Here is a 25,096-nt window from a genome sequence, read left to right on the forward strand (position 1 = left end):
TTCACTAACAGGGAACGCCAGATGACTTTCGATGAAAAGCGCCTTGCGGCGCTGCGCGAGAAATACGGAAACGACAAAGCCGGCGAGATCTTCGATCCGAAGTTTGCCAAGGTCGGCGAGAAGATCTTCTCGAACGGTACGCGTGCTGCCCCTTATGCCGGCGTGCCGACTTTCGTGTCCGCACCCTATCGCCAGGTTGACCAGCGCAATCCGGATGTCAGCGATCTCGATGTCGCGATCGTCGGCGTGCCCATGGATCTTGGCGTCACTAACCGTCCGGGATCGCGCTTCGGGCCCCGAGCTCTGCGGGCAATCGACCGTACAGGCCCCTACAACCATGTTCTCGAATGCGCCCCGGTCTTCGATCTCAAGGTCGCCGATATCGGTGACGTGCCGTTTTCCAGCCGCTATCGACTGGAGATGAGCCATGACGATATCGAGGCCTATCATACCAAGCTGGTCAGCCAAGGCGTGCTGCCGCTTTCCGTCGGCGGTGACCATTCGATTACCCATCCAATCATGAAGGCGATTGCCAAGAAGCACGGTCCCGTCGGCATGATCCATATCGACGCCCATTGCGATACCGGCGGTGCGTTCGACCAGACGAAGTTCCACCATGGTGGCCCGTTCCGCAACGCGGTGCTTGATGGTGTGCTCGATCCTGTCCGGACGATCCAGATCGGTATCCGCGGACCTGCCGAATATCTCTGGGAGTTCTCCTACGAATCCGGCATGACCGTCATTCACGCCGAGGAAATCAACGGTCTCGGCATCGCGGCGATCATCGAAAAGGCCAAGGCCGTGATCGGTGATGGGCCGACCTACCTCTCTTTCGATATCGACAGTCTCGATCCGAGCGTGGCACCCGGCACCGGTACGCCGGAAGTGGGCGGCCTGACATCGCGCGAAGCGCTGGAACTGATCCGCGGCTTCAAGGGCGTGAACCTTGTTGGTGGTGACGTGGTCGAAGTCGCGCCGCAATATGACGCAAACCACAATACCGCGCATGTCGGCGCACAAATCCTCTTCGAAATCCTCAGCCTGATGGTCTACAGTCCGGCCATCAAGGGGCGCTGAGGGTTGATATCCCGGAGGGCTCCTGCCGTCCGGCAACCGATGCAGACGAACGGGCGAAAACGCCTCAACCACAATAAGGGAACAGGACCATGAAAGACATTCTCTCCACTTCCGTCAGCCGCCGCGGCGTGCTCGCCGGCTCGGCCGCCGTTGCCGGCGCTCTCGCCATGCCGTCGATCCTGCGCGCCCAGGACAAGTCGATCAAGATCGGCGTCTATGGCGGCTACTTCAAGGATTCGTTCGACAAGAACATCTTCCCTGAATTCACCAAGGCGACCGGCATTGCCGTCGAATCCATCGCCGAGCCGACGGGTGAAGCCTGGCTCGTGCAGCTGGAACAGGCCGCCAAGGCCGGCCAGGCACCGGCTGACCTTTCGATGATGTCGCAGGTTGCCATGCTTAAGGGCCAGGCGACCGAGCTCTGGGCGCCGATCGACATGGCGAAGATCAGCAATGCCTCGGGCCTGATCGACCGCTTCGTCAACAAGTATCCGGATGGACGCGTCGCCGGCGTCGGTGCTGTTGCCTGGTACATCACGCTCGTCACCAACACCGATGTCTACAAGGAAGCTCCGACCTCCTGGGAAGCGCTGTGGGATCCGGCAAATGCCGACAAGCTCGGCCTGCTCGCGCTCGTCTCCAACTCCTTCCTGCTGGAAGTGACTGCCAAGACATATATGGGGGGCACCAATGCGCTCGATACCGAAGAGGGTATCCTGAAGGCGCTGGAGAAGCTTGCAGAAGTCAAGCCGAATGTGCGCCTCTGGTATCGTGACGAGGCCCAGTTCGAGCAGTCGCTGAAGTCGGGCGAAATCCCGATGGGCCAGTATTACCACGACGTTACGGGCCTTGCCGCTGCCGATGGCCAGCCGGTCCGCTCGACCTTCCCGAAGGAAGGCGGCATTCAGGACTCAGGCTGCTGGGCTCTGTCACGCGCTTCTGCCAAGACCGAGGAAGCACATGTCTTCATCGATTACATGTGCCAGCCGTCCATCCAGGCGACCCTGTCGCGCAAGGTCGGCACGGCCCCGACGGTCAAGCGCGAACTGCTCGACCTGACCGATGCCGAATTCGCCTCGGTCTCCTCGGATATCGAGCCGATCACGCCGCGCTACGACCTCTACCAGACCAAGTCGGACTGGCTGAACCAGAAGTGGACAGAACTGATCGTCGGTTGATTTTGCAGGGCGGTTGCCCCTCACGCGCCCTGAGTCTGTCGAAGGGCCGGGCACCTTCTCCCCGCACGCGGGGAGAAGGAGACGGCGGCTCGCTCAGCGCCAACATTTCCTCTCCCCCGCTTGCGGGGAGAGGGTAAGGTGAGGTGCGTTTGCGTTAGGATTTTGATGCATCTCCACGCCCGTGATAGGAATACGGTATGCATCTTAGCGGAGACAACCTCATGGCAACGGTCAGCGTGCGCGATGTGAATACCGATCTTTCCGAACTGGTGGATGAGGTGATCAAGGGCGGCAGCGTGACGATCACGCGCGACGGCAAGCCGGTGGCGACGCTGGTGGCGGTGGAGAGTGCTGCTGAACAGGAACCAAAGCACAACTTCCTGGAGCACCTGATGGCCTTTCCAGAGCCGGGTATGGTTTTTGAACGCAATCCCTCCCGTGGACGAGACGTCGATCTTTGACCGGGTATCTCATCGACACCAACGCGTTGTCGCTGCTCTCCAACAGCAAGGCATCGCCGCAATTCATTGACTGGCTTCAGGCGCAACAGCGAAAGAACGCTTTGTATGCCTCGACGATCACGCTTCAGGAGATCGAAAAGGGTATCGTGAAGCTTGAGCGTGTGAAGGGGGGCAGCCTTGATAAAGCACGGCGTCTCCGCGATTGGATCGACATCGTGATGGCAGATTTCCAGGATCGGTTTCTGCCTGTTGATGTTGAGGTCGCGCTCGTGGCTGGAAAGCTTGAAGGCGCAATGCTAGCGCGAGGGCTGAATATCGAACTCGCCGACATTCTCATCGCCGCAACGGCGCAAACCCACGGCCTCACAGTCGTAACCGCCAATATCCGAGACTTCGAGCCCCTGGGCGTCGACTGTCTCGCACCGTTTTGAACAACATTCGTCTGATTGGAAGTCCATGTCCGGCCTCGCTCTCAATTCCATCACCAAGCAGTTCGGTCCCTTCACGGCGGTCGATCAGGTCCAGCTCTCGGTCCCGCACGGCACCTTCGTTTGCCTGCTCGGTCCCTCCGGCTGCGGCAAGACCACGCTGCTCCGGATGATCGCCGGTCTCGACAGCCCGACCGATGGTGCGATTGTTCTCGATGGCCAAGACATTACCCAGGTGCCGACGCATAAGCGGGATCTCGGCATGGTCTTTCAGTCGCTGGCGCTTTTCCCGCATCTGACTGTGGGCCAGAACATCGCCTATCCCTTGCGCATCCGTGGCATCGGTCGTGAGGAGCAGGTGAAGCGCGTCGACGAGTTGCTCGCGATGATCCACCTCACCGGTTATGCCGACCGCCCGGTGCACAAACTCTCTGGCGGCCAGCGGCAGCGCGTGGCGATTGCCCGGGCGCTCGCCATTTCCCCGAAGCTGTTCCTGCTCGACGAGCCGCTGTCGGCGCTCGATGCCAAGCTGCGCGAGGCGATGCAGGTGGAGCTGCGCAAGCTGCAGCAGCAGCTCGGCATCACGACCATCGTCGTCACCCATGACCAGCGCGAGGCGATGACCATGGCCGATACGGTCGTCGTGATGAGCGGCGGCAAGATCCGCCAGGCGGCGAGCCCGATCGAGATCTATCGCAAGCCGGCCGACCGTTTTGTTGCCGACTTCATCGGTTCGACCAACCTCCTGCCGCTGACCGCGCAGGGCGGGGCGGCGCTTGTGCTCGGCCATAGCGTCGCCGGAATTTCTGCACCGTCGGGGCATGGGCAGGCCAGCCTCTCGGTTCGCCCCGAGGACGTGAAGCTCGCGGCCCCCGGCGAGGGTCGCATCACCGGCAAGGTCACCTTCATCCGCGATCTCGGCGGCACGATCGAGACCTTCCTCGATGTGTCCGGTACCGAAGTCGTCGCCGTTTCGACTCCGCGCGAGCGGCCCGTCGTCACCGTCGGCCAAGATGTCGGCATCGTCATCGACCCCGAAACCGCCGTGGTGCTGTCGGCATGAGACGCGAGCCCCCGAAAACCGCGCTCGACTATGCGCCGCTCGCCTTTCCGGCGGGCATGCTGATCCTGTTCTTCGTCGTGCCCTTCGCGACGATGATCGCCGTCTCCTTCTTCAAGCGGGATCCGACCGGCTTCTATTCGCCCGATTTTGTCTTCGACAATTACGCCCGTTTCCTGTCGTTCTTCTTTGGGGGCGTGCTCAGCTTCTCGCTGATGCTGGCGATCGTAGTAGCCGTCGTCTGCGTGACGCTGGCGCTACCCTTCACCTATCTGCTCGCCCGCATGTCGCGCAAAGCACAGGTGCTGTGGCTCGTGGCGCTCCTCTCCATCCTGTCGCTTTCGGAGGTGATCATCGGTTTTGCGTGGTCGACACTGCTTTCGCGCACGGCCGGCATCACCAATCTGCTTGTGATGGTCGGCTTGATGGAAAGCTCCGTGGCATTGATGCCGAATTTCGGCGCGGTGCTGACGGGCATGACCTATCAGGCGCTGCCCTATACGGTCCTCGTGCTCTATCCCGCTCTCGTCAGGCTGGACCCCACACTGACGGAAGCGGCGCGCACGCTTGGTGCCTCGCCGCTCCGCGCCTTCTTCACGGTGGTCGTGCCGGCATTGCGCAACACGCTGATTGCAACGCTGATCATGGTCTTCATCTTCGCGCTCGGCTCCTATCTCCTGCCGCAGATCCTCGGCCGTCCTTCGCATTGGACGCTGTCGGTGCTGATTACCGATCAGGCGATCTACCAGTCCAACATGCCGTTTGCGGCGGCGATGGCGGTGTTCCTCGTGCTCGTCACGCTGGGCATGGTGGCGCTCACGCTGCTCATCGGTCGAAAGGGAGAGGCGGCATGAACAAGGCTCTGACCCGTCTCTACTTCACACTGATCGGCATCTTTCTGGCGGCCCCCATCGTCGTGGTTGCTGGCGTTTCGGTGAATGCCAAGCAGAGCCTCAACTTCCCGCCGCAGGGATTTTCGCTCTCGTGGTATGGCGCGATCTTTACCGATCCCGGCTGGCGTGCGGCTTTGTTCGCCTCGGTCATCCTGGCGCTTTGCGCGGCGGCTCTTGCGGTCGCGATTGCACTGCCGCTTGCGTGGTTCCTCTGGCGGCGCCTTGCGCCCTGGGCGCAGGTCTTCCAGCTGCTCGGCATCGCGCCGTTCACCCTGCCGCCTGTTATCACGGCGCTCGGACTTCTCACCTTCTGGGCGGCAACCGGTTTCTATGGCCAGCCCTGGACGGCCGTCATCAGCCACGCGATCTTCTTCGTGACGCTGCCCCTGGTGACGCTGTCGCTCGGGTTCTCGGCGATCGATCGCTCACTGGTCGAGGCTGCCGCCACCATGGGCGCCGACGACCGGACCATCTTCCGCACCGTCGTGCTGCCGCTGATCGCGCCCTATCTCGTCTCCGGCTATGCCTTCGCTTTCGTCCTCTCGCTCAACGAATACATCGTCGCCTATATGACGGTCGGTTTCGTGATGGAGACGCTGCCGATCAAGATCTTCAACGCGCTGCGCTACGGCTACACGCCGGTCATGGCTTCGGTAACGATCCTGTTCGTGGCGGTCGCGGCCATCATCTTCGGCCTCGTCGCCCGCTTCGGCGACCTGCCGAAACTGCTCGGGGCGAATGCGGACGATCGCAGCTGATGGACTGGTGTCAGCGGTGATCCTCCAGGATCATCGCAGCCGCCTTTTCGGCGATCATCAGGGTCGGAGAACTGGTATTGCCCGAGGTGATCGTCGGCATGACCGAGGCGTCGGCAATGCGCAGGCCCTTCAGTGCGCGTAGCCTCAGGCGCGGGTCCACCACGCTGTCAGGGTCCGCACCCATGCGGCAGGTGCCTACAGGGTGGAAGATCGTCGTGCCGATATCGCCCGCAGCCTTTTCCAGATCTGCATCACTTTCGAGCGCCGGTCCTGGGCGGTACTCCTCGGGACGATAGCGGGCGAAGGCTGGTTGAGCGGCGATCTGGCGGGTAAGCCGGATCGAGCGGACTGCGACATCCCGGTCACCTGCCGTGGACAGATAGTTCGGCGCGATCTTCGGCTGGGCGGCGAAGTCGGGACCAGCAATATGAACCGAGCCGCGGCTTTCGGGTCTGAGATTGCAGACACTCGCCGTCATCGCCGGGAAGGGGTGGACGGGATCGCCGAACTTGTCGAGCGACACCGGCTGGACATGGTATTCTAGGTCGGCGGTCTCCTTGTCCGGGCCCGAACGGGTGAAGATGCCGAGCTGGCTCGGGGCCATCGACATCGGCCCTGAACGGCGCAGCGCATATTCCAGGCCGATCATCGCCTTGCCGTAGAGGCTGGAGGCGCGTTCGTTGAGGGTCGGCACGCCGGTTACCTTGAAGACGAGGCGGAGCTGCAGATGGTCTTGCAGGTTTTCACCGACAGCCGGGACCTCGCGAACAGTCTCGATGCCGGCATTCTGCAAGACCTCACCGCGGCCGATGCCGGAGAGTTCCAGGATCTGCGGAGAGCCGATGGCGCCGGCGGACAGTACCACCTCGCGGCGGGCGGCAAAGCGCTTCAACTCGCCGTCGTGATGCACCTCGGCGCCGGTCACGCGGTCGCCCTCGATCGTCAGCCGCTTCACATGAGCGCGGGTGAGGATCGTCAGGTTCTTGCGGTGCCGGATCGGTTTCAGAAAAGCCTTTGCCGTGTTCCAGCGAATGCCGGAGCGCTGGTTCACCTCGAAGAAGCCGGAGCCTTCGTTGTCGCCACGATTGAAATCATCGGTTTCCGGAATGCCCGCCTGCTTGGCTGCCTCGCGAAACGCTTCCAGTACGTCCCAGCGGAGACGGGCCTTCTCCACGCGCCATTCGCCGCCGGCGCCATGTTTGTCGTCGGCACCCTTGTGAAAGTCCTCGGTCCTTTTAAACAGGGGCAGGACGTCATCCCAGCCCCAGCCTTCGCAGCCCATCTGGCGCCACTGGTCGTAGTCGCGGGCCTGGCCGCGCATATAGATCATACCGTTGATCGAGGAGCAGCCGCCCAGCACCTTACCACGAGGATAGCCGATCGCGCGACCGTTCAGCCCTGGCTCGGCTTGCGTCTTGAAGCACCAGTCGGTGCGCGGATTGTTGATGCAGTAGAGATAACCGACCGGGATGTGGATCCAGTGATAGTTGTCGCTGCCGCCGGCTTCGAGCAACAATACGCGCCTGGACGGATCGGCGGAGAGCCGGTTGGCCAGCAGGCAGCCGGCAGTACCGGCCCCGATGATGATGTAATCGTAGCTTTCCATGCTCCTCCCCGAGCGCTGCCTGCGTCTCAACTGTTTCGCAGGCGACCCTCCAGCAGGTCAAGCACGGAGCGGGCGGCATCCATGACATTCGTGCCCGGACCGAAGACGGCGGAGACACCGTGCTCCAGCAGGAAGTCGTAGTCCTGGCGCGGAATGACTCCGCCGACGACGACGATGACATCATTGGCCCCCTTGGCCTTCAACGCCTCGACCAGCTGCGGGGCGAGCGTCTTGTGGCCGGCGGCTAGCGAGGACAGTCCAACCACGTGCACCCTGTTGGCGACGGCCAAGTCTGCTGCCTCGTCCGGCGTCTGGAAGAGTGGTCCTGCCACGACATCGAAGCCGATATCGCCAAAGGCGGATGCAATCACCTTGGCGCCGCGATCATGGCCATCCTGGCCGAGCTTGGCGATCAGGATACGCGGCTTGGACGCGGCCTTGCCGTAATCCTTGAGGCGGGTCGACAGCGTCTCCATTTCCGGATCGCCTTCATAGGCCTTGCCGTAGATGTCATGCACGACTTCGGGCACGGCAACGTGATCGCCGAAGACGGCGCGCATGGCATCCGAGATCTCACCGACGGTGGCGCGGGCGCGGGCGGCGTCGACGGCGGCTTCGAGGATGTTGCCCTGGCCCGAGCGTGCCACGTCCGTCAGGCGTGCCAGCGTTTCGCTGACCCGCTTCGGATCGCGCTGCCGGCGTGTCTGCTCGATACGCTTGATCTGCGACAGGCGGACAGCTGTGTTGTCGATCTGCAGAATGTCGATCGGTTCCTCGTTTTCGAGGCGGTATTTATTGACGCCGACGATAACCTCTTCGGCCCGGTCGACAGCAGCCTGACGACGGGTCGCCGCCTCCTCGATCAGGCGCTTCGGCAAGCCGTCATCGACGGCCTTGGTCATGCCGCCGAGACGCTCGATCTCCTCGATCAGAGCCCAGGCCTTTTCCGCCATCTCGTTGGTCAGGCTCTCGACATAATAGGAGCCGGCGAGGGGATCGACGACCTTGGTGACACCGGTCTCGTGCTGCAGGATCAGCTGGGTATTGCGGGCAATGCGGGCGGAAAATTCCGTCGGCAGCGCAATCGCCTCGTCAAAGGAGTTTGTGTGCAGCGACTGGGTGCCGCCAAGCACGGCGGACATCGCTTCAAACGCGGTGCGGACGATGTTGTTATAGGGATCCTGTTCGGCCAGCGACACGCCCGAGGTCTGGCAATGGGTGCGCAGCATCAGGCTCGACGCCTTCTTCGGCTCGAATTCCTGCATGATGCGGGTCCAGAGCAGGCGGGCGGCGCGGAGTTTCGCGGCCTCCATGAAGAAGTTCATGCCGATGGCAAAGAAGAAGGAGAGGCGGCCGGCGAATTCGTCGACATTCAGGCCCTTGGCGATGGCGGCGCGGACATATTCGCGCCCGTCGGCCAGCGTGAAGGCAAGCTCCTGCACCAGCGTCGCGCCCGCCTCCTGCATGTGATAGCCGGAGATCGAGATCGAGTTGAACTTCGGCATCTCCTTCGCCGTGTATTCGATGATGTCGGCGATGATCCGCATCGAGGGTTCGGGCGGATAGATATAGGTGTTGCGGACCATGAACTCCTTGAGGATGTCGTTCTGGATGGTGCCGGACAGCTTGTCGCGCGAGACACCCTGTTCCTCGCCGGTGACGATGAAATTGGCGAGGATTGGGATGACGGCGCCATTCATGGTCATCGATACGGAGATGGCTTCAAGTGGAATGCCGTCGAAGAGGATCTTCATGTCCTCGACGCTGTCAATCGCCACACCCGCCTTGCCGACATCGCCCTCGACGCGCGGATGATCCGAGTCATAACCGCGATGGGTGGCTAGATCGAAGGCGACGGAGACGCCCTGCTGGCCGGCGGCAAGCGCCTTGCGGTAGAAGGCATTGCTCTCCTCCGCTGTCGAAAAACCGGCATATTGCCGGATCGTCCATGGACGGCCGGCATACATGGTCGCGCGGGGACCACGGGTGAAGGGGGCAAAGCCCGGCAGGCTGTCGAGATGGTCGATGCCGGTGATGTCCTCTGCCGTATAAAGCGGCTTCACCGGAATGCCCTCGGGCGTCTCCCAGACAAGGCTGTCGGCTGGACGCTTCAATTCCTTCTCGGCAAGCGCCTGCCAGTCGGCGATGGTTTTCTTGGTCATCCGGTCTTCTCCCTGCTCCGCACGGACTGCGGGCCGACGACTAGTATTCCTGTTTGCCCCTCACCCTGCCCTCTCCCCGCAAGCGGGGAGAGGGAGGAGCAAGCGGTGCCATCTCAGCCTTCTCCCCGTTCACGGGGAGAAGGTGCCGGCAGGCGGATGAGGGGCAGTCTCCTGAGGGGAGATGGCTACCCCTCGAACTCCATAATCAACTCATCGACCGCGAGGCTCTGGCCCGGCTTGACGACGATCTTCTTCACGGTGCCGCGGCGCTCGGCCTTCAGGATGTTTTCCATCTTCATCGCCTCGACGGTGGCGAGCGCCTGGCCTGCCTCGACGGTCTCGCCTTCCTTGACAGCGACACCGGTGATGACACCCGGCATGGGGCAGAGCAGCATCTTGGACGTATCCGGCGGCAGCTTTTCCGGCATCAGCTTGGCGAGGGCTGCCACACGTGGCGAGCGGACGCGGGCGGTGACATCCATGCCGCGCCAGCGCAGCCGGATGGCGGGGCCCTTTAGGTCGACCTTCACTGCCAGCGTCTCGCCGCCGATGTCGACATGGGCGAGTGTCTGACCCGGCTGCCAGCCGGTGGCGATCACGAACTCATTGCCGGCCTCGAAGGCGATGCGCGTGTTGCCGGTGCCTTCGGTGACGGCCAGCGCATGGTCGCCACCTGCCAGATTGACGACCCAGTCCTTGCCGAGCTTGCGGGTATGATTGCCAATGGCGCCGGAGATCTGGATCGCGCGCGCCTGCAGGCGGTGGTTGATGACGGTGGCGATGGCGGCGAGCTTTTCCGCCGAGGCCGCATCTGGCGTTACGCCGGTGAAGCCGTCCTTGAACTCTTCGGCGATATAGGCCGTGGTGATCTTGCCGGAGCGGAAACGGTCCTGGTTCATCACGGCCGAGAGGAAGGGCAGGTTGTGGCCGATGCCTTCGACTTCGAAACTGTCGAGCGCCTCCGACATCGCGTCAATTGCAGTGAGACGATCGGGGGCCCAGGTGCAGAGCTTGGCGATCATCGGGTCGTAATACATCGAAATCTCGCCGCCTTCGAAGACGCCGGTGTCGTTGCGAACAACGGTGCCTTCAGCGCTCGTTCCCTCTGCCGGCGGGCGGTAGCGGGAGAGGCGACCGATCGAGGGCAGGAAGTTGCGATAGGGGTCTTCGGCGTAAAGCCGGCTTTCGATCGCCCAGCCGTTCAGCTTCACGTCGTCCTGGCCGAATGAGAGCTTCTCGCCCGCCGCGACACGGATCATCTGCTCGACGAGATCAAGGCCGGTCACCAGTTCAGTGACGGGATGCTCGACCTGCAGGCGGGTGTTCATCTCGAGGAAGTAGAACTTGTTCTGCTTGCCATCGACGATGAACTCGACAGTGCCGGCGGAGTGATAGCCGACGGCCTTTGCCAGTGCCACGGCCTGTTCGCCCATGGCCTTGCGGGTGGCGGCATCGAGGAAGGGCGAGGGAGCCTCTTCGATAACCTTCTGGTTTCGCCGCTGGATCGAGCATTCGCGCTCGCCGAGATAAAGCACGGTGCCGTGTTTGTCGCCGAGCACCTGGATCTCGATATGGCGCGGTTCGGTGACGAATTTTTCGATGAAGATGCGGTCGTCGCCGAAGGAATTCTTCGCCTCGTTCTTCGACGACTGGAAACCTTCGCGGGCCTCTTCGGCATTCCAGGCGATGCGCATACCCTTGCCGCCGCCGCCGGCAGAGGCCTTGATCATGACGGGATAACCGATCTGATCGGAGATCTTCACTGCCTCGTCGGCATCGGCAATGAGGCCCATATGACCCGGAACCGTTGAGACGCCGGCTTCTGCTGCCAGCTTCTTCGAGGTGATCTTGTCGCCCATGGCCTGGATCGCGCCAACCGGTGGGCCGATGAAGGTGACGCCTGCCTTTTCCAGCGCTTCGGCAAAGGCGGCGTTTTCCGAGAGGAAGCCGTAGCCGGGATGAACCGCATCGGCGCCGGTCTGCCTGATGGCATCGAGGATCTTGTCGATGACGATATAGGACTGGTTCGACGGCGCCGGGCCAATATGCACCGCCTCATCGGCCATCGCGACATGCAGCGCATTGCGGTCGGCATCGGAATAGACGGCGACCGTCTTGATGCCGAGCTTCTTCGCGGTCTTGATGACCCGGCAGGCAATTTCGCCACGGTTGGCGATGAGGATTTTCTGGATCATTTATGTTCTCTCCCTGCCGTTTATCATCCGGACACAGCCGCCAGACGCTCAAGCGCTATATCTGCCGACTATTCCTGCACCTTCTTCTTCAAGCCCTTGGCCACGCTCTGCTCGTTCTTCACCTCGCCGAAGGCTTCCGGAAAATTCTTTCGGGCTAGCGCTTCGTTGATCTTCAGCTTGGCGAAATAGGATTGTGGATCAAAGCCGCGTTCGGCGGCGATGACTTCGCGGCCGAAGAGGCGGCAGAGGCGTTCGCCGTCGAGATTACCGCGCTCGAAGGGTTCGGTGCCGAAAAACTGCCAGAGCGCCTGCATGAAGCCGAGGTCGGCGAGTGCCACCGTCTGGTCCATGGTGCGGTGGCGCGGCCAGTTGGTGACGGGCGTGACCTTCGGGTTTGGCCGGCGGATCGTGTATTGCCATTGCGTTCCGGGCAATCCCAAGGGAAAGCCCTGATGTTTCGGCATGAGCGGATCTTTTGCCATTGTCTTAAACCTCGAACACGTCTTCGAAGGATTCCGGGAAGCTCTTGCGCGCCACCCTCTCGTTTATGACAAGCATTTCGTCATAGGAATGAGGGTCGAAGTCCTTGTTCACGGCCACGACCTCGCGACCAAACAACAGGCTGAGGCGGGCTGCATCGAGATTGCCGCGGACGAATGGTTCTGCCCCGAACTGGTGCCAGAGCGCATGCAGAAAGGCAGCGTCGATCCGGTGCTCCTTCGTCCCTGGCCGCGCCTTGCGCGGCAGGGTCTTGATCGGGGTGACACCCTTGTCATTGGCGCGGCGAATGGTGAACTGCACACCGGTCCCCGGCATGCCGGATGGAAAACCCCGATGTTTGATCATGTCGGGCGCTTTGCTCATGGTTTTCTCCTCACGCCTGACCGGCCAGTTTGTCCTGCGTCTTCGTGTCGAAGTCGGAGGCATCGTGGCGTTCATGCAGCTGTTCGGAGAGCGGGCCGGAGGTCTTGTTGACGATCGCGCCGCGCTTCACACCCGGGCGGGCTGCGAGCTGTTTCGTCCAGCGTTGGACATGTTCGTATTCGTCGACCGACAGAAAAGTGCCGGCATCGTCATAGGCGCCGTGCAGAGCGAGACGTCCATACCAGGGCCAGATGGCCATATCGGCGATCGTGTAATCCTTGCCGGCCATGAACTCGTTGTTGGCGAGGTGGCGGTTCAGCACATCCATCTGGCGCTTCACCTCCATGGCGTAGCGGTCGATGGCATATTGGATCTTCATCGGCGCATAGGTGTAGAAATGGCCAAAGCCGCCGCCGAGGAAGGGGGCGGAGCCCATCTGCCAGAACAGCCAGTTCAGCGTCTCGGCCCGGGCGCGGGTCTCGGTCGGCAGGAAGGCGCCGAATTTCTCCGCGAGGTAGGTCATGATCGAGGCTGACTCGAACAGTCGGATCGGCTCTCCGCCATCGACAGGCTGATGGTCCATCAAGGCCGGGATCTTGGAATTCGGGTTAACCTCGACAAAGCCCGAGGAAAACTGGTCGCCATTGCCGATATTGATCAGCCAGGCATCGTATTCAGCACCTTCATGGCCTGATGCCAGCAGCTCCTCGAGCAGGATCGTCACCTTCTGGCCGTTCGGCGTGCCGAGCGAATAGAGCTGCAGCGGATGCTTGCCGACCGGGCGTTCCTTGTCATGCGTCGCGCCTGAAATCGGGCGGTTGATGCTGGCAAAGGCGCCGCCATTGCCGGGCTCCCAGGTCCAGACCTTCGGCGGCTGATAGCCGGCAGGCAGGTTCTTCTCGGGCGGGAATTTTGTCTCGGTCATGAAATCGGGTCCTTTCTCGGTGATGCGCCTCGGGCGCGCCGAGAGTTATATAGGCCTTCCGTGTCGTCCTTGCCCACTCTCAATCGGTCGTTACAACGGGATCGTGTCGTGCTTCTTCCAATGGGTGCCGACCTGCTTGTTGCGGAGGCTGGCAAAGGCCTTGGCAATGCGGCGGCGGGAGGAATGCGGCATGATCACTTCGTCGATGAAGCCGCGTTCGGCCGCCTTGAAGGGATTGGCGAAGTTGACTTCGTATTCCCTAGTTCGCGCCGCGATCTTCTCGGCATCGCCGAGTTCCGAGCGGTAGAGGATTTCGGTGGCCCCCTTGGCGCCCATCACGGCGATTTCGGCAGTCGGCCAGGCATAGTTGATATCGGCGCCGATATGTTTGGAAGCCATGACGTCATAGGCACCGCCATAGGCCTTGCGGGTGATGAGGGTCACCATCGGCACGGTTGCCTGGCTATAGGCGAACAAGAGTTTTGCGCCATGCTTGATGACGCCGCCATATTCCTGGGCGGTGCCGGGCAGGAAGCCGGGCACGTCGACCAGCGTCAGGATCGGGATCGAGAAGGCATCGCAGAAGCGGACGAAGCGCGCAGCCTTGCGCGATGAATCGATGTCCAGGCAGCCGGCGAGCACCATGGGCTGGTTGGCGACGACGCCGACCGTCTGGCCCTCCATGCGGATGAAGCCGGTGATGATGTTCTTCGCAAAGGCCTCCTGGATCTCGAAGAAATCGCCCTCGTCGGCCAGCGCGTAGATCAGCTCCTTCATGTCGTAGGGCTTGTTGGAGCTATCGGGGATCAGCGTGTCCAACCGCATCTCGATGCGGGCGGGATCATCATGGAAGGGGCGGACCGGCGGCTTTTCGCGGTTGTTGAGCGGCAGGAAGTCGAAAAGCAGGCGAACCTGTTCCAGCGCCTCCACGTCGTTTTCATAGGCGCCATCGGCGACGGAGGATTTTTTCGTGTGGGTGGAGGCGCCGCCCAGTTCTTCCGCCGTGACGATCTCGTTGGTGACGGTCTTCACCACGTCGGGGCCGGTGACGAACATGTAGGAGCTGTCCCGCACCATGAAGATGAAATCGGTCATGGCGGGCGAATAGACGGCACCGCCGGCACAGGGGCCCATGATCACGGAGATCTGCGGGATGACGCCTGATGCATCGACATTGCGCTTGAAGACATCGGCATAACCGGCCAGCGAGGCCACACCTTCCTGGATGCGGGCGCCGCCGGAATCATTCAGGCCGATGACTGGCGCGCCTGTTTTCATCGCCATGTCCATGATCTTGCAGATCTTCTGGGCATGGGTTTCCGACAGCGAGCCGCCGAGCACAGTGAAATCTTGGGAGAAGACATAGACCTGGCGGCCGTTGATCGTGCCCCAGCCGGTGACGACGCCATCGCCCGGCACCTTTTGGGTCTCCATGCCGAAATCCACGCAACGGTGCGTGACATACATGTCGTATTCTTCGAACGAGCCTTCGTCGAGCAGGACCTCGATGCGCTCGCGGGCGGTCAGCTTGCCCTTGCCGTGCTGGGCGGCAATGCGCTTTTCGCCGCCGCCGAGGCGGGCCTCCGCGCGTCGCGCTTCGAGCTGGTCCAGGATCGTCGACATGCTTCCTCCCGAATGGTCTTCTGGCTCTTAAGCCTTGCTGTGACACCTATTCCACTGTGCCGCAGAAGAAAACAGTTGAACAGGTGCATCTGTGGATTTATGAATTTGCAAAGTGAAAATTGCGAATTTGCGAAATGGCCATCGGAAAACTCTTCATCGGCCGCAAGGTCCGCGACATCCGCCAGTCCAACGGCGCCACCCAGGCGCAGTTTGCCGATATGGTCGGCATTTCCACCAGCTATCTCAACCAGATTGAAAACAATCAGCGCCCGGTCTCGGCCTCGGTGCTGCTGTCGCTGGCGGAAAAGTTCGGCATTGATATCACCGAGCTTTCCTCCGGCCAGAACGACCGGCTGATGTCGGCGCTGACGGAGGCGCTCTCCGATCCGTTGTTCGAGACCTATTCGCCGAGCCTGCAGGAGCTTAAGCTCGTCACCCAGAATGCACCGGGTTTTGCCCATGCGCTGATTGCAGCCCACCAGGCTTACAGGCGCGGCAACGAGCAGCTGGCCAGCCTCGACGATCGGCTGGGGGCAGCACCCAGCCAGGAGGTGACGCCTTACGACGAGGTGCGCGACTTCTTCCACTTCGTCGACAACTATATCCACGATCTCGACCTTGCCGCCGAGCAACTGGCGACGGAACTGAAGCTCGGGGAGGGGGAGAATTACGCGGCCCTTTCAGGCCATCTCGAGGCGAAACATGGCGTGCGCGTCTTGCGCGGCGAGGCGGGCGATGAGGCCATCCGCCGCTTCGATCCGGTGGGGCGGATCCTGACCGTCAGCCGCTATGCCTCGGCCCCCACCCGCGATTTCCAGATTGCCATCCAGATCGCCCAGCTCGCCGCCGCCACCAAGATCGACCAGGTGCTGAAACAGGCGAATTTCCGCAGCGAAGAGGCGGTCGAGATCTGTCGCATGGGGCTCTACAACTATTTCGCCGGTGCGCTGATCCTGCCCTATCGCAGCTTCCTCACCGCGGCGCGGGATCTCCGCCACGACATCGAACTGCTCGCCGCCCGTTTCGAGGCCTCGCTCGAACAGGTCTGCCACCGCCTCTCGACCTTGCAGCGACCGGGCCTCAAGGGCGTGCCGATCTTCTTTGCCCGCATCGACCGGGCCGGCAATATCACCAAGCGGCATAGTGCGGCCCGCCTGCAATTTGCCCGCTTTGGTGCTGCCTGTCCGCTGTGGAATGCGCATCAGGCCTTCGAGACGCCGGGCCGGATCATCCGTCAGACGGCGGAAACGCCCGATGGCGTGCGCTATCTCTGCATCGCGACGCAAGTTTCAAAAGGCTCCGCCGGCTTCCGCGCCGCCAATCCGCGCTATGCCTTGGCGCTTGGCTGCGAGATCTCCTATGCCGGCGCCTTCGTCTATGCCGACGACCTCGACCTCTCCAACCGCGGCGCGTTTGACCCGATCGGCATTTCCTGCCGCATCTGCGAGCGCGTCAAATGCACCAGCCGCGCCGTGCCGCCGCTGAAAAGGAAGCTTGTGGTGGATCATCGGGTGCGGAACCCGATGCCGTATGAGATTGAGTGAGGGGTATCTTTCTCGTTGGGGCAGGGCGCATCGTTGGCTGCATTCGGCCCAAAACCGACGACCAGCATCAGCGGATTGCCTCGGTTCGGCTTCACCGAACCAGCTGTCAGCGCTTGCTACAGCCTTGCCGGCGGGAGCAGATGCCCCCGAGACGCACTGCCCAAATCAACCGTCATTTGACTTTGGTTCGATGTCGCACTACATAGTTCGATATCGAACCAAAGGGGATGGCGATGAACCTGACACGGCGCAAGATGATTTTCCTTGTTGGCGGCGGGGCTGTTCTGGCAGCCGGCGGTGCCTTCGGATACGCGGCGACACGCATGCCGCAAACGGCTTACCTTCCCTGGGAGCTCGCGGGCAGCTATGAGGACCCGCGGATGCGGGCCCTGTCATGGGCGCTCCTGGCCCCGAACCCGCACAATCGCCAGCCGTGGCTGGCGGATGTGTCCGAGGACGGCGTTATCACGCTGCATGCGGACACTGACCGCCTCTTGCCACACACCGATCCCTTCAACCGACAGATCGTGATCGGGCTGGGGTGTTTTCTGGAAGTCCTGCGCATGGCCGCAGCAGAAGATGGCTACCGCGCCGCCATGACGCTCTTCCCGCTCGGCAGCAGCGCCACGGCCCTCGACCGACGCCCCATCGCGCGCATCACCCTCACAGCTGATCCGACGGTTGCGCGCGATCCCCTATTCGCACTGGTGCCGGCCCGGCGCTCCAACAAGGAACCGTTCGACATGAGCCGCCCGCTCGCACCCGACATGCTTGCGCAGATGGCTGCGGCAGCCAGCAACGGCACGCGGTTCGGAGGCACTATTGACCCGGCGGAAACGGCCAAATTGCGCGCGTTGACGCGCGAAGCGCTGCGAATCGAGGTCGAGACGCCGCACACCTATCAGGAGAGCGTCGATCTCTTCCGTATCGGACGCCGGGAAGTGGATGCCAACCCTGATGGCATCGACTTTTCGGGACCTATGTTCGAAACGATGCACCTGACAGGCATGTTCAGCCGTGAAATCGCGGCCGACCCGACGAGTTTCGCCTTCAAGTCCGGCATGGACGCGATCTACGCCAATGCCGATACCGCGATGGGACATGTCTGGTTGGTCGCCGCCGACAACAGCCGCGAAACGCAGATCGCCACGGGGGCGGACTGGCTGCGCGTCAACCTTGCAGCGACGGATCTGGGCCTTGGGTTCCAGCCCCTCAGCCAGGCCTTGCAGGAGTTTCCGGAGATGGCAGGGCCCTACGGCCAAGTGCATGAACGCCTTGCACCAGATGGGGGCACGGTTCAAATGCTGTCGCGCATCGGCTATGGTCCGGCTGCCGGAAACAGCCCGCGTTGGCCTTTGGAGAGCAGGATCATGAATGTCTGAAAGCGCAATGCCCGACTACTTCCGGCTCTTCAACGAAATCGGCATCATCGGGCAGCTTTCACGCAGCCTGCTGGAAGCCCGGTTGCCGCCGGGCTTCGTTGCAGCGCAATTTTATGTGTTGAACCATTTGGTCCGCGTGGGCGACGGCCGCACGCCTCTTGCCATAGCCAGCGCCTTTCAGGTGCCCAAGACATCGATGACGCACTCGCTGGCCGTTCTGGAACAGGCGGGCCTGATCGAGATCCGCAAGAACCCTGGGGATGGCCGATCAAAACTGGTCCACATTACGGATGCAGGGCGAAAGTTCCGGCAGGATGCGATCGACGCACTCGCGCCAGATCTCAAGCGGATTGCAGCCGCCGTTCCCCCTGACCATGTCGCGCGCTTGCTGCCTGATCTCGAAGTGTTGCGGAAATTCCTCGATACAGACCGTGACGCTTCACCATAGGCTGCGGCACTTTCAATAGGCTGGTCGAACGCCATGAATGCACGGTTCCTGACGATCTTGTCGAAGCAGCCATACCGATCTCCGGAAAGCACAACGAGGACACATTGTCTGAACACGCAAAGGAAGCTCATGTCCGCTTCTGGCGCAAAACGGCAGATCCTTCACGGCTCATGGGTGACGCGATGGTCATTGTTGGTTGCATCCAGTCGGTCGGTACGTTGATGCGCTCAAGTACTACCCAAACAACCGCTCATCCCTCGCAACAAAAAACGCCTCGACGCTCTCCGGCGCCACATCCTCCAGCGTCGCCGGGGACCATTTCGGGTTCCTGTCCTTGTCGATGATCGCAGCCCGGATGCCTTCGTAGAAGTCGGGGACCTTGACCACTTGGCAGGTGCCGGCGAATTCGCGTTCGAGGCAGGTTTCGAGGTCCTTGGAGCGGCGGGCCTCGCGCAGCATCCTGAGCGTCACCTTCAGGCTGGTCGGCGATTTCGCGCGCATGGCGATAAGCGTTCTGTCGGCGAGGTCTCCGCCTTCTTCCTCTAGGGCTGCGACGATCTCCTCCACCGTGTCGAAGGCGAAGCAGCGGTCGATCATGTCGCGGCCTTCGGAGAAGATGCCTTTCGGGCCGTCCACCGTGTAGTCGCGGATCGTCGAGGCGATCGATTGGCCAAGGGCGGGTGCAGGTAGGGCTGCGATCCGCTCCAGCAGTTCCGCTACGCGGTCCTGCGGAACATACCAGTCGGCAAAGCCCGCGGTGATGGCATCCGCGCCGTTCACCGCCTCGCCGGTTAGGCCCATCCAGGTGCCGAGTTCGCCGGGTGCGCGGGAGAGCAGCCAGGTGGCGCCGATATCGGGGAAGAAGCCGATACCGGTTTCGGGCATGGCGAGTTTCGTCGTTTCGGTGACGATGCGGTGGCTGCCATGGCTGGAGACCCCGACGCCGCCGCCCATGGTGATGCCGTCCATCACGACGATGTAAGGTTTCTTGAAGCCAGCGATGCGGGCATTCAGGCGGTATTCGGCCTTGAGGAAGTGGGAGGCCTTGCCATCGCCGGCCTTGCCGCTTTCATAGAACATCCTGATGTCGCCGCCGGCGCAAAGCCCGCGCTCGCCCTCGCCGGTGACGAGCACGGCTGCGACTTGCGGGTCGGCCTCGAAGGCATCGAGCGCCTTGCCGAAATCCAGGATCATGTCGTGGGAGAGACTGTTCAGCACACGTGGTCGGTTGAGTGCCACAAGGCCGAGCGCGCCCTTTTTCGCCGTCAGGATTTCCCCGCCCTGATAGTCCGCCTCCAGATAACGCATGCCGTCCTCCCTTGTCTTTTGAAAGAGTTAGACATGCGTCGCGGCCAAAGGGCAAGGGCTGCCTTGGTTGGATCAGGTCACGAGATTGCGCGGGGTCCCTGCGAGAAAGAGCTCGATGTTCTCGATCAACTGGTCGGCCAGCGCCTGGATCGCCTCGCGACTTGCCCAGGCAACGTGCGGCGTGAGGATGACGTTTTCTCTGTTAGCAATGCGCATCATTGGGCTGTTTTGTGCGGGCGGTTCGCCATCGGTCACGTCGAAGCCGGCGCCGGATATCTGGCCGGCATCGAGCGCCTTTTCCAGCGCCAGTTCGTCGACGAGACCGCCACGGCCGGTGTTGATGAGCAATGGGCGGCGCTCCATCAGGGCGAATTCCCGCTCACCGATCACGCCGCGGGTTTCCGGTGTCAGCGGGCAGTGGAGGGTGATGACGTCAGAGCGCTTCAGGACCTCGTCGAAGGCCGTCTGGCCCGGCTTCAGTTCTGTTGCGCCGCGACGACCGGCGGCCAGCACCGTCATGCCGAAGGCCTCGGCGATCTTTCCCACCGACTGGCCAAGCGTGCCATGGCCGATGATCCCGAGCGTCGAGCCACCGAGGTCGGCGATGGGATAATCGAAATAACAGAATTGCGCGGCCTGCTGCCAGCGTCCCTCGATCACCGACTGGCGATAGGGCAGGATCGACCGACGCAGCGCGAGCATCAGGGCGAAGGTGTGTTCGGGCACCGTGTGCTTGGCGTAGTTCCTGATGTTGCAGACGGCTATGCCACGCGCCTTGGCCTCGGTGAGATCGACAATGTCGGTGCCGGTGGCGGAGACGGCGATCAGCTTCAGCTTCGCGGCGCCGGCGAGCGCCTCGGCACGGACAGGGGCCTTGTTGGTGATCACGACATCGGCGTCGCGGATGCGCTCAGCCACTTCATGCGGGGCGGTGCGGGCATGGACCACCATCTCATGCGGCATCGAGGGCGCGCGGACCACGGTTTCCGGCGACAGCGTGTCGCGGTCGAGAAAGACGATGCGGATCATGGCGAACCTCCCTGCTGGTCCTCCGACCTAGCCGAGGCGTTTTCGGCCAGCAAGGCAGGTCAGTGGTAATCCGGTACGCCCGGCATGGTGATGAAGCCTGAAAGCGCGCGGAAGCGGCGTAGCCAACGGCGAAGGGCCGGGTATTCGTCATGGTCGATGCTGCTGTCGCGCGACAAAGCGAAGCTCGGAAGGAGTGCCAGATCGGCCAGCGTTGGGGTGTTGCCGACGAACCAGTCTGATCCTTCGACCTGCCGCAGCGTCATGTGGTCTTCCATGATGCGGAAGGCTTTGCGGGCTGCCTTGAGATCCGTCTCGCTTGCGCCCTCTGAGGTGAAGAGAGCTGCCTCGCGGGCGTCCACGGCGTGCTTCAGTTCGCGGCCGGAAAAGCCCAGCCATTGCTGGACGCGGCCGAAGTCTGCGGCATCGGCCGGCAGCCAACCACTGTCGGGCGCATGAGCGCGGACGAGATAGGCGAGGATCGCAGCCGTGCCGAAAAGCCTGACGTCGCCGTCCTCAAGAATGGGCAGCGTGCCGGTCGGGTTGAGCGCCAGCATATGCGGCATTTCCTGCTCGCGGCCGGGTGCCTTGTCGACGGCAACCGTCTCAAAGGAAAGGCCGAGCATGGAGAGGAGAAGGCGGACGCGAAAACCGTTTTCGTCGAGGTGGTAATCGTAAAGCCTGATCATCACGCTGCCTCCACCATCTGGGCTTCAACGCGGTTGCGCAGCTCCGTGGCCCAGAGGATCAGGTCGCGGCGAAGGGCTGCGGCGGTGTGTCCGGTCACCGTGATGTGCAAGGCGGTCCGGCCGGCGTTGCGGGGTTGGGCTGCGATCAGGACGGTCACGTCGTTCCCTTGCAATGTCACTGTGCCGGTCTCGCTCTCGACCGGCCGGTACCCCTCGGGTGGGGCTGCCGTCACCGCCAGCAAAGCCGCGTTCGTCGACAGGTCGAGGAAGAGGCTGCGAACGGGTTCAGCCGTCTCGGGTAGTGTCGAGAGCTCGGCCGCATCTGCTCCGTCCGGCGCCATCCAGACAATGCCGGCGCGTTCGGTTGCGGCAAAGGTCGGGACCTTGATGGTCTGGGGTACCTCGAGATCGGGATGGGCCGGGATGTAGCGACATAGGCCTGACGTGTCATAGCGCCAGCCGTGATAGAGGCAGGCGATGTGGTCGCCGCGCACGAAGCCGAAGCTCATGCGCATGCCGCGATGCGGACAGCGGTCCTCCCAGACGTGGATTTCGCCCTCGTCGTCACGCCAGACAACACGTTCCTCGCCGTTAACGAGCGTTCCGGCGGAGGTGCCGGTTTCGATGTCGGCGGAGAGGGCAACGGGGATCCAGGGAGAGGCTGATGTCATGATGCGGCCTTTGCGGGCAGGTCTTCGTCGGTTTGAAATCTTGATACGTCAAGCACGATGCTGTCATAGGGGCCGAGGCTAACAGCCATTTCGAAGGCGTCGATCAGGGCTTCCGGGCCTGATAGTGTCAGGCGACAGCGATCGTGGTCGCAGGCCGCAATCGTCAGCCCGAGCGACAGGCGCGCAGCGCGATGTTCGGCAAACGCAATGAAGCCCTGCGGCTCCAGCCTTCCGGAAAAGGTGAAGCCGACGGTCATATGGTCGGCTTTCGCCGTCATCGGATGGGGATCAGTGTTGCCTTGCAATTGTGCGCGCTCTAATTTTTGGGCAATCTAGCGGCGGGCGAGATCGGGTTTCAAGCGGTTTCTCCCGTGCTCCAGAGGAAAGACAGATTATGCAGAACGGTATCGACAAGGCGTCGCTTGATCAGTGGTATGTGCTCGATACCGAGGCGGTGATCCCGGTTGGTCGATCGCAGAACCGGCTGCTCGGGACGGATCTTACCGTCGTCAAGCAGGCGGATGGGGCGATCGAGGTCTTTGCCCAGGGGCGGGCGGAGCCGCTGCCGCTACGCCATCGCTTCGGCTTTCTCTGGGCGACACTGGGCCAGCCCGAGCGCGAGATCTTTCCGCTGCCGGAGGCCGACGAGCCTGATAGACGCTACGTGCCCTGCGGTGTGGTCACCGTGAAGGCATCAGGTCTTCGCATCGTCGAGAACTTTCTCGACATGGCGCATTTCCCCTTCGTCCATACCGACGTTCTGGGGGCAGAGCCGCATACGGAAGTGCAGAGCTACGATGTCGAGATCCGGCGCGAGGCAGACGAGGTCTGGGCGACCAACTGCACCTTCTTCCAGCCGCAGGCCGCTCTGTCTGCGTCTGACGGTATCACCACGCAATACATGTACCGGGTGATGACGCCGTTCACGACGATCCTCTATAAGACTTGTCCCAACGCCACCAATCGCTGGGATGTCATCGGCCTCTTCGTCCAGCCGCTTGATCCTGGCCGCTGCCGGGCGCATCCGATCATGTATCTGATCGACGATGTCTCGACGACGACGGAGCTTATCCATTTCCAGCAGATGATCTTCCTGCAGGACCGGATTATACTGGAAAACCAGCGGCCCGTGCTTCTGCCGCTGGAACCGCGCAAGGAAGTGCCGACGCGGGCCGACGCGTCCTCGATCGCTTATCGCCGCTGGCTGAAGGAAAAGGGCGTGACTTACGGCGCCAGCACGGTGGCCGCCTGAGGGCCAATGAAAAAAACCCGGAAGCGGGGGGCTTCCGGGTTCCGGGCATTCTAAAACCTGTCAGTCTCAGCTGCGGCTCATCCAGTCGTCGATCTCGCGATCGGCTTCTTCCTGGGTCTTGCCATAGGCAGCCTGGATCTTGCCGGAGAGTTCCGTGCGCTTGCCGGCGATGACGTCGAGATCGTCACCGGTCAGCTTGCCCCACTGGCTCTGGGCCTTGCCCTTGAACTGTTCCCAATTGCCTTCGATCTGATTCCAATTCATCGGATTTCTCCCGTGTTGGTGAAATGTCGAGGCGTGATGTCCTCGGCGCTGAAAACGTCGGCGGCCGGACGGAAGTTCCACTGTCCAGTAAGGGGCGCGTCAAGATTCGGGTCGGCCTTGCCATGGCTAAGAAAAGCCCGGGTACATGATGGAACACTCGCCCTGTCTCGGCGTTCTTGTTGTGAACTGCATTTCATGAACAAGCGAAGGAGAATTCCATGGCCCAGGTACCGAGCGCCTCCAAAAGCAAGATCGAAGCGACGGCAAACGATTTCGCGGACCGCATCGAAGACACGGCGAATACGGCGGGTACCGCAACCAGCGGTGACGTCCAGGCCGACCTCGAGGCCCTGCGCCGCGATATCGCTGCGCTGACCCAGACCGTTGCCTCCTTCGGTGGCGGCAAGATCCGTCAGGCCGGTGAAACCTCGCAGGAGTACATCGACAGCGCGCGCGAGCGCTTCATGAATGCCGAAGAAGACATCGAGGCCTATGTTCGCGCCAAGCCGCTTCAGTCGCTCGCCATGGCAGCCGGCGTCGGCTACGTCCTTGCGCTTCTCAGCCGGCGCTGATCATGCTGCCACTCCTTAGACAACTAGGCATCGTCGCCTTTGGCAAGGTGCGGCCGACCGCCAACAAGGTCGGGCGCTCAGTGATGGCGGGTGCGATCGCCGGTGTGTTGGGGCTGACGACCTATGTCGCGCTGCTTCTGGCGCTCGGATTCTACCTGAGCGGCGTGATCGGTCCAGTCTATGCGGCTCTGGTCATTGCTGGCGTGACGGCGCTTTGCGCCATCATCGTCATTGTCGTGGTTCAGGCGATCAACCGTCGCGCCGAACGGCGCATGGAAGCCCGTCAAAGGGCTGCAAGGGCACGGCTGCCTGATCCGATGACGCTGCAGCTATTGGCCGGTGTGCCGGCGCTGATGAAGGGACGGTCCCTGCTGACTGCCGCGGCGATTGCAGCGGTCGCCTACGGGGTCGCCAAATCGCAAGGTATCGGCAGCGATCGTGATTGACGAGCGCTTTTGATTGCAGGCTGGGCTTTTCGAAGCCCGGCCGTCGACATGTCAGGGTTTCCTGGACCTGGCTTCTGCTTCCGCGTCGTGAAGCCTTTCCAGCAGGTCGAGAAGATGTGACGGAGTGCCTTCTTCCACGATGCTGTCGTAGTATCCACGAAGCTTTGAAGCTATGAGCGCGTTCGTGTTTTGCCGCTTTGCCTCGGACAGTTTCTTCGATTTGTTTCCATCCGGAGGGCCTTCAGCCATGTCTGTCCAGTTCCG

The 25,096-nt window shown here is 62.1% G+C and carries 27 protein-coding genes; 13 read left to right on the forward strand and 14 right to left on the reverse strand.

The window, feature by feature from the left end; genetic code table 11:
- Window positions 1-21 precede the first annotated feature (21 nt).
- The 7 genes from speB to BSY240_RS18690 all read left to right on the forward strand — a co-directional run bounded on the left by speB (window position 22) and on the right by BSY240_RS18690 (window position 5,855).
- The gene (gene speB, locus BSY240_RS18660; RefSeq protein ID WP_069043310.1) at window positions 22-1,077 is read left to right on the forward strand and encodes an agmatinase; all 1,056 of its coding nucleotides are present in this window, start codon (window positions 22-24) and stop codon (window positions 1,075-1,077) included.
- A gap of 167 nt (window positions 1,078-1,244) precedes the next feature.
- Entirely contained in the window at window positions 1,245-2,255 is a 1,011-nt protein-coding gene (locus tag BSY240_RS18665; protein ID WP_236759389.1) for an ABC transporter substrate-binding protein, read from the forward strand.
- Between the two features lie 221 nt (window positions 2,256-2,476).
- Window positions 2,477-2,716: a type II toxin-antitoxin system Phd/YefM family antitoxin gene (locus BSY240_RS18670; RefSeq protein WP_054147918.1), complete on the forward strand. Its 240-nt coding sequence runs from the start codon at window positions 2,477-2,479 to the stop codon at window positions 2,714-2,716.
- Complete coding sequence (locus tag BSY240_RS18675; RefSeq protein ID WP_054147919.1) at window positions 2,713-3,147, forward strand: type II toxin-antitoxin system VapC family toxin; 435 nt, start codon at window positions 2,713-2,715, stop codon at window positions 3,145-3,147. Before BSY240_RS18670 ends, BSY240_RS18675 begins: the two co-directional genes overlap by 4 nt.
- Before the next feature lie 25 nt (window positions 3,148-3,172).
- A complete protein-coding gene (locus BSY240_RS18680) occupies window positions 3,173-4,207 on the forward strand; it encodes an ABC transporter ATP-binding protein (RefSeq protein WP_069043312.1) in 1,035 nt (344 codons plus the stop codon).
- Window positions 4,204-5,058 (forward strand): ABC transporter permease, encoded by an 855-nt coding sequence (locus tag BSY240_RS18685; RefSeq protein WP_069043313.1) that lies wholly within the window; start codon window positions 4,204-4,206, stop codon window positions 5,056-5,058. The genes BSY240_RS18680 and BSY240_RS18685 overlap by 4 nt, the downstream gene beginning before the upstream one ends.
- A complete protein-coding gene (locus BSY240_RS18690; protein ID WP_054147922.1) occupies window positions 5,055-5,855 on the forward strand; it encodes an ABC transporter permease in 801 nt (266 codons plus the stop codon). The genes BSY240_RS18685 and BSY240_RS18690 overlap by 4 nt, the downstream gene beginning before the upstream one ends.
- Window positions 5,856-5,865: 10 nt before the next feature.
- On the opposite strand, the gene BSY240_RS18695 is transcribed toward BSY240_RS18690, so the two are convergent.
- The 7 genes from BSY240_RS18695 to BSY240_RS18725 all read right to left on the reverse strand — a co-directional run bounded on the left by BSY240_RS18695 (window position 5,866) and on the right by BSY240_RS18725 (window position 15,230).
- On the reverse strand, window positions 5,866-7,461 hold the full coding sequence (locus tag BSY240_RS18695) for a GMC family oxidoreductase (protein ID WP_069043314.1): 1,596 nt from the start codon (window positions 7,459-7,461) through the stop codon (window positions 5,866-5,868).
- A 26-nt stretch (window positions 7,462-7,487) separates the two neighbouring features.
- Entirely contained in the window at window positions 7,488-9,623 is a 2,136-nt protein-coding gene (gene scpA, locus BSY240_RS18700) for a methylmalonyl-CoA mutase (RefSeq protein ID WP_069043315.1), read from the reverse strand.
- Window positions 9,624-9,808: 185 nt separating this feature from the next.
- Window positions 9,809-11,818, reverse strand: a complete 2,010-nt coding sequence (locus tag BSY240_RS18705; RefSeq protein WP_069043316.1) for an acetyl-CoA carboxylase biotin carboxylase subunit — start codon at window positions 11,816-11,818, stop codon at window positions 9,809-9,811.
- A 68-nt stretch (window positions 11,819-11,886) separates the two neighbouring features.
- Window positions 11,887-12,300: a hypothetical protein gene (locus tag BSY240_RS18710; RefSeq protein ID WP_054147926.1), complete on the reverse strand. Its 414-nt coding sequence runs from the start codon at window positions 12,298-12,300 to the stop codon at window positions 11,887-11,889.
- 4 nt (window positions 12,301-12,304) lie between these two features.
- Window positions 12,305-12,682: a hypothetical protein gene (locus BSY240_RS18715; RefSeq protein WP_069043317.1), complete on the reverse strand. Its 378-nt coding sequence runs from the start codon at window positions 12,680-12,682 to the stop codon at window positions 12,305-12,307.
- Between the two features lie 10 nt (window positions 12,683-12,692).
- The gene (gene yghU / locus BSY240_RS18720; protein ID WP_069043318.1) at window positions 12,693-13,607 is read right to left on the reverse strand and encodes a glutathione-dependent disulfide-bond oxidoreductase; all 915 of its coding nucleotides are present in this window, start codon (window positions 13,605-13,607) and stop codon (window positions 12,693-12,695) included.
- 90 nt (window positions 13,608-13,697) lie between these two features.
- The gene (locus BSY240_RS18725; protein WP_069043319.1) at window positions 13,698-15,230 is read right to left on the reverse strand and encodes an acyl-CoA carboxylase subunit beta; all 1,533 of its coding nucleotides are present in this window, start codon (window positions 15,228-15,230) and stop codon (window positions 13,698-13,700) included.
- 134 nt (window positions 15,231-15,364) lie between these two features.
- Here BSY240_RS18725 and BSY240_RS18730 point away from each other — a divergent pair, with 134 nt between their 5' ends.
- The 3 genes from BSY240_RS18730 (at window position 15,365) to BSY240_RS18740 (ending at window position 18,604) form a co-directional block, all read left to right on the forward strand.
- Window positions 15,365-16,774 carry a helix-turn-helix domain-containing protein gene (locus tag BSY240_RS18730; RefSeq protein WP_069043320.1) on the forward strand — a complete coding sequence of 470 codons (1,410 nt, stop codon included), beginning with the start codon at window positions 15,365-15,367 and terminating at the stop codon, window positions 16,772-16,774.
- Between the two features lie 233 nt (window positions 16,775-17,007).
- Window positions 17,008-18,156 (forward strand): Acg family FMN-binding oxidoreductase, encoded by a 1,149-nt coding sequence (locus BSY240_RS18735; protein ID WP_236759281.1) that lies wholly within the window; start codon window positions 17,008-17,010, stop codon window positions 18,154-18,156.
- Window positions 18,149-18,604, forward strand: a complete 456-nt coding sequence (locus BSY240_RS18740) for a MarR family winged helix-turn-helix transcriptional regulator (protein WP_069043321.1) — start codon at window positions 18,149-18,151, stop codon at window positions 18,602-18,604. Before BSY240_RS18735 ends, BSY240_RS18740 begins: the two co-directional genes overlap by 8 nt.
- Window positions 18,605-18,838: 234 nt before the next feature.
- Here BSY240_RS18740 and BSY240_RS18745 read toward each other — a convergent pair whose 3' ends face one another.
- From BSY240_RS18745 to BSY240_RS18765, 5 genes are all read right to left on the reverse strand, one after another.
- The gene (locus tag BSY240_RS18745) at window positions 18,839-19,912 is read right to left on the reverse strand and encodes an enoyl-CoA hydratase/isomerase family protein (protein WP_069043322.1); all 1,074 of its coding nucleotides are present in this window, start codon (window positions 19,910-19,912) and stop codon (window positions 18,839-18,841) included.
- Between the two features lie 72 nt (window positions 19,913-19,984).
- Complete coding sequence (locus BSY240_RS18750) at window positions 19,985-20,941, reverse strand: D-2-hydroxyacid dehydrogenase (protein WP_069043323.1); 957 nt, start codon at window positions 20,939-20,941, stop codon at window positions 19,985-19,987.
- A 59-nt stretch (window positions 20,942-21,000) separates the two neighbouring features.
- Window positions 21,001-21,627, reverse strand: coding sequence for a glutathione S-transferase family protein (locus tag BSY240_RS18755; protein ID WP_069043324.1), 627 nt, complete (start codon window positions 21,625-21,627; stop codon window positions 21,001-21,003).
- Window positions 21,627-22,298 (reverse strand): Rieske (2Fe-2S) protein, encoded by a 672-nt coding sequence (locus tag BSY240_RS18760; protein WP_069043325.1) that lies wholly within the window; start codon window positions 22,296-22,298, stop codon window positions 21,627-21,629. The genes BSY240_RS18755 and BSY240_RS18760 overlap by 1 nt, the downstream gene beginning before the upstream one ends.
- Window positions 22,295-22,576: a hypothetical protein gene (locus BSY240_RS18765; RefSeq protein WP_171901597.1), complete on the reverse strand. Its 282-nt coding sequence runs from the start codon at window positions 22,574-22,576 to the stop codon at window positions 22,295-22,297. Before BSY240_RS18765 ends, BSY240_RS18760 begins: the two co-directional genes overlap by 4 nt.
- Before the next feature lie 116 nt (window positions 22,577-22,692).
- Here BSY240_RS18765 and BSY240_RS18770 point away from each other — a divergent pair, with 116 nt between their 5' ends.
- Complete coding sequence (locus BSY240_RS18770; RefSeq protein ID WP_069043326.1) at window positions 22,693-23,550, forward strand: aromatic ring-hydroxylating oxygenase subunit alpha; 858 nt, start codon at window positions 22,693-22,695, stop codon at window positions 23,548-23,550.
- Window positions 23,551-23,616: 66 nt separating this feature from the next.
- On the opposite strand, the gene BSY240_RS18775 is transcribed toward BSY240_RS18770, so the two are convergent.
- Entirely contained in the window at window positions 23,617-23,814 is a 198-nt protein-coding gene (locus BSY240_RS18775) for a CsbD family protein (RefSeq protein ID WP_054147937.1), read from the reverse strand.
- Between the two features lie 218 nt (window positions 23,815-24,032).
- On the opposite strand from BSY240_RS18775, the gene BSY240_RS18780 reads away from it, so the two are divergent.
- Both BSY240_RS18780 and BSY240_RS18785 read left to right on the forward strand, forming a co-directional pair.
- Window positions 24,033-24,386 carry a DUF883 family protein gene (locus BSY240_RS18780; protein WP_054147938.1) on the forward strand — a complete coding sequence of 118 codons (354 nt, stop codon included), beginning with the start codon at window positions 24,033-24,035 and terminating at the stop codon, window positions 24,384-24,386.
- Window positions 24,387-24,388: 2 nt separating this feature from the next.
- Entirely contained in the window at window positions 24,389-24,832 is a 444-nt protein-coding gene (locus tag BSY240_RS18785; RefSeq protein ID WP_054147939.1) for a hypothetical protein, read from the forward strand.
- Window positions 24,833-24,883: 51 nt separating this feature from the next.
- Here the strand turns inward: BSY240_RS18785 and BSY240_RS18790 are convergent, their stop codons facing one another.
- Entirely contained in the window at window positions 24,884-25,081 is a 198-nt protein-coding gene (locus BSY240_RS18790; protein WP_069043327.1) for a NepR family anti-sigma factor, read from the reverse strand.
- Between the last annotated feature and the right edge of the window lie 15 nt (window positions 25,082-25,096).

The sequence above is a fragment of the Agrobacterium sp. RAC06 genome (genome assembly GCF_001713475.1).
Lineage (GTDB): Bacteria > Pseudomonadota > Alphaproteobacteria > Rhizobiales > Rhizobiaceae > Allorhizobium.

What these genes read in the sequence shown, in the direction of transcription:
- BSY240_RS18685 (WP_069043313.1), top strand. Translation starts at nt 4,204, where the DNA reads ATGAGACGCGAGCCCCCGAAAACCGCGCTCGACTATGCGCCGCTCGCC.
- scpA (WP_069043315.1), bottom strand. Translation starts at nt 9,623, where the DNA reads ATGACCAAGAAAACCATCGCCGACTGGCAGGCGCTTGCCGAGAAGGAA.
- BSY240_RS18750 (WP_069043323.1), bottom strand. Translation starts at nt 20,941, where the DNA reads ATGATCCGCATCGTCTTTCTCGACCGCGACACGCTGTCGCCGGAAACC.
- BSY240_RS18680 (WP_069043312.1), top strand. Translation starts at nt 3,173, where the DNA reads ATGTCCGGCCTCGCTCTCAATTCCATCACCAAGCAGTTCGGTCCCTTC.
- BSY240_RS18755 (WP_069043324.1), bottom strand. Translation starts at nt 21,627, where the DNA reads ATGATCAGGCTTTACGATTACCACCTCGACGAAAACGGTTTTCGCGTC.
- BSY240_RS18735 (WP_236759281.1), top strand. Translation starts at nt 17,008, where the DNA reads ATGAACCTGACACGGCGCAAGATGATTTTCCTTGTTGGCGGCGGGGCT.
- BSY240_RS18730 (WP_069043320.1), top strand. Translation starts at nt 15,365, where the DNA reads ATGGCCATCGGAAAACTCTTCATCGGCCGCAAGGTCCGCGACATCCGC.
- BSY240_RS18775 (WP_054147937.1), bottom strand. Translation starts at nt 23,814, where the DNA reads ATGAATTGGAATCAGATCGAAGGCAATTGGGAACAGTTCAAGGGCAAG.
- BSY240_RS18670 (WP_054147918.1), top strand. Translation starts at nt 2,477, where the DNA reads ATGGCAACGGTCAGCGTGCGCGATGTGAATACCGATCTTTCCGAACTG.
- BSY240_RS18785 (WP_054147939.1), top strand. Translation starts at nt 24,389, where the DNA reads ATGCTGCCACTCCTTAGACAACTAGGCATCGTCGCCTTTGGCAAGGTG.
- BSY240_RS18790 (WP_069043327.1), bottom strand. Translation starts at nt 25,081, where the DNA reads ATGGCTGAAGGCCCTCCGGATGGAAACAAATCGAAGAAACTGTCCGAG.
- BSY240_RS18695 (WP_069043314.1), bottom strand. Translation starts at nt 7,461, where the DNA reads ATGGAAAGCTACGATTACATCATCATCGGGGCCGGTACTGCCGGCTGC.
- BSY240_RS18715 (WP_069043317.1), bottom strand. Translation starts at nt 12,682, where the DNA reads ATGAGCAAAGCGCCCGACATGATCAAACATCGGGGTTTTCCATCCGGC.
- speB (WP_069043310.1), top strand. Translation starts at nt 22, where the DNA reads ATGACTTTCGATGAAAAGCGCCTTGCGGCGCTGCGCGAGAAATACGGA.
- BSY240_RS18780 (WP_054147938.1), top strand. Translation starts at nt 24,033, where the DNA reads ATGGCCCAGGTACCGAGCGCCTCCAAAAGCAAGATCGAAGCGACGGCA.
- yghU (WP_069043318.1), bottom strand. Translation starts at nt 13,607, where the DNA reads ATGACCGAGACAAAATTCCCGCCCGAGAAGAACCTGCCTGCCGGCTAT.
- BSY240_RS18705 (WP_069043316.1), bottom strand. Translation starts at nt 11,818, where the DNA reads ATGATCCAGAAAATCCTCATCGCCAACCGTGGCGAAATTGCCTGCCGG.
- BSY240_RS18765 (WP_171901597.1), bottom strand. Translation starts at nt 22,576, where the DNA reads ATGACGGCGAAAGCCGACCATATGACCGTCGGCTTCACCTTTTCCGGA.
- BSY240_RS18725 (WP_069043319.1), bottom strand. Translation starts at nt 15,230, where the DNA reads ATGTCGACGATCCTGGACCAGCTCGAAGCGCGACGCGCGGAGGCCCGC.
- BSY240_RS18740 (WP_069043321.1), top strand. Translation starts at nt 18,149, where the DNA reads ATGTCTGAAAGCGCAATGCCCGACTACTTCCGGCTCTTCAACGAAATC.
- BSY240_RS18745 (WP_069043322.1), bottom strand. Translation starts at nt 19,912, where the DNA reads ATGCGTTATCTGGAGGCGGACTATCAGGGCGGGGAAATCCTGACGGCG.
- BSY240_RS18690 (WP_054147922.1), top strand. Translation starts at nt 5,055, where the DNA reads ATGAACAAGGCTCTGACCCGTCTCTACTTCACACTGATCGGCATCTTT.
- BSY240_RS18760 (WP_069043325.1), bottom strand. Translation starts at nt 22,298, where the DNA reads ATGACATCAGCCTCTCCCTGGATCCCCGTTGCCCTCTCCGCCGACATC.
- BSY240_RS18710 (WP_054147926.1), bottom strand. Translation starts at nt 12,300, where the DNA reads ATGGCAAAAGATCCGCTCATGCCGAAACATCAGGGCTTTCCCTTGGGA.
- BSY240_RS18665 (WP_236759389.1), top strand. Translation starts at nt 1,245, where the DNA reads ATGCCGTCGATCCTGCGCGCCCAGGACAAGTCGATCAAGATCGGCGTC.
- BSY240_RS18770 (WP_069043326.1), top strand. Translation starts at nt 22,693, where the DNA reads ATGCAGAACGGTATCGACAAGGCGTCGCTTGATCAGTGGTATGTGCTC.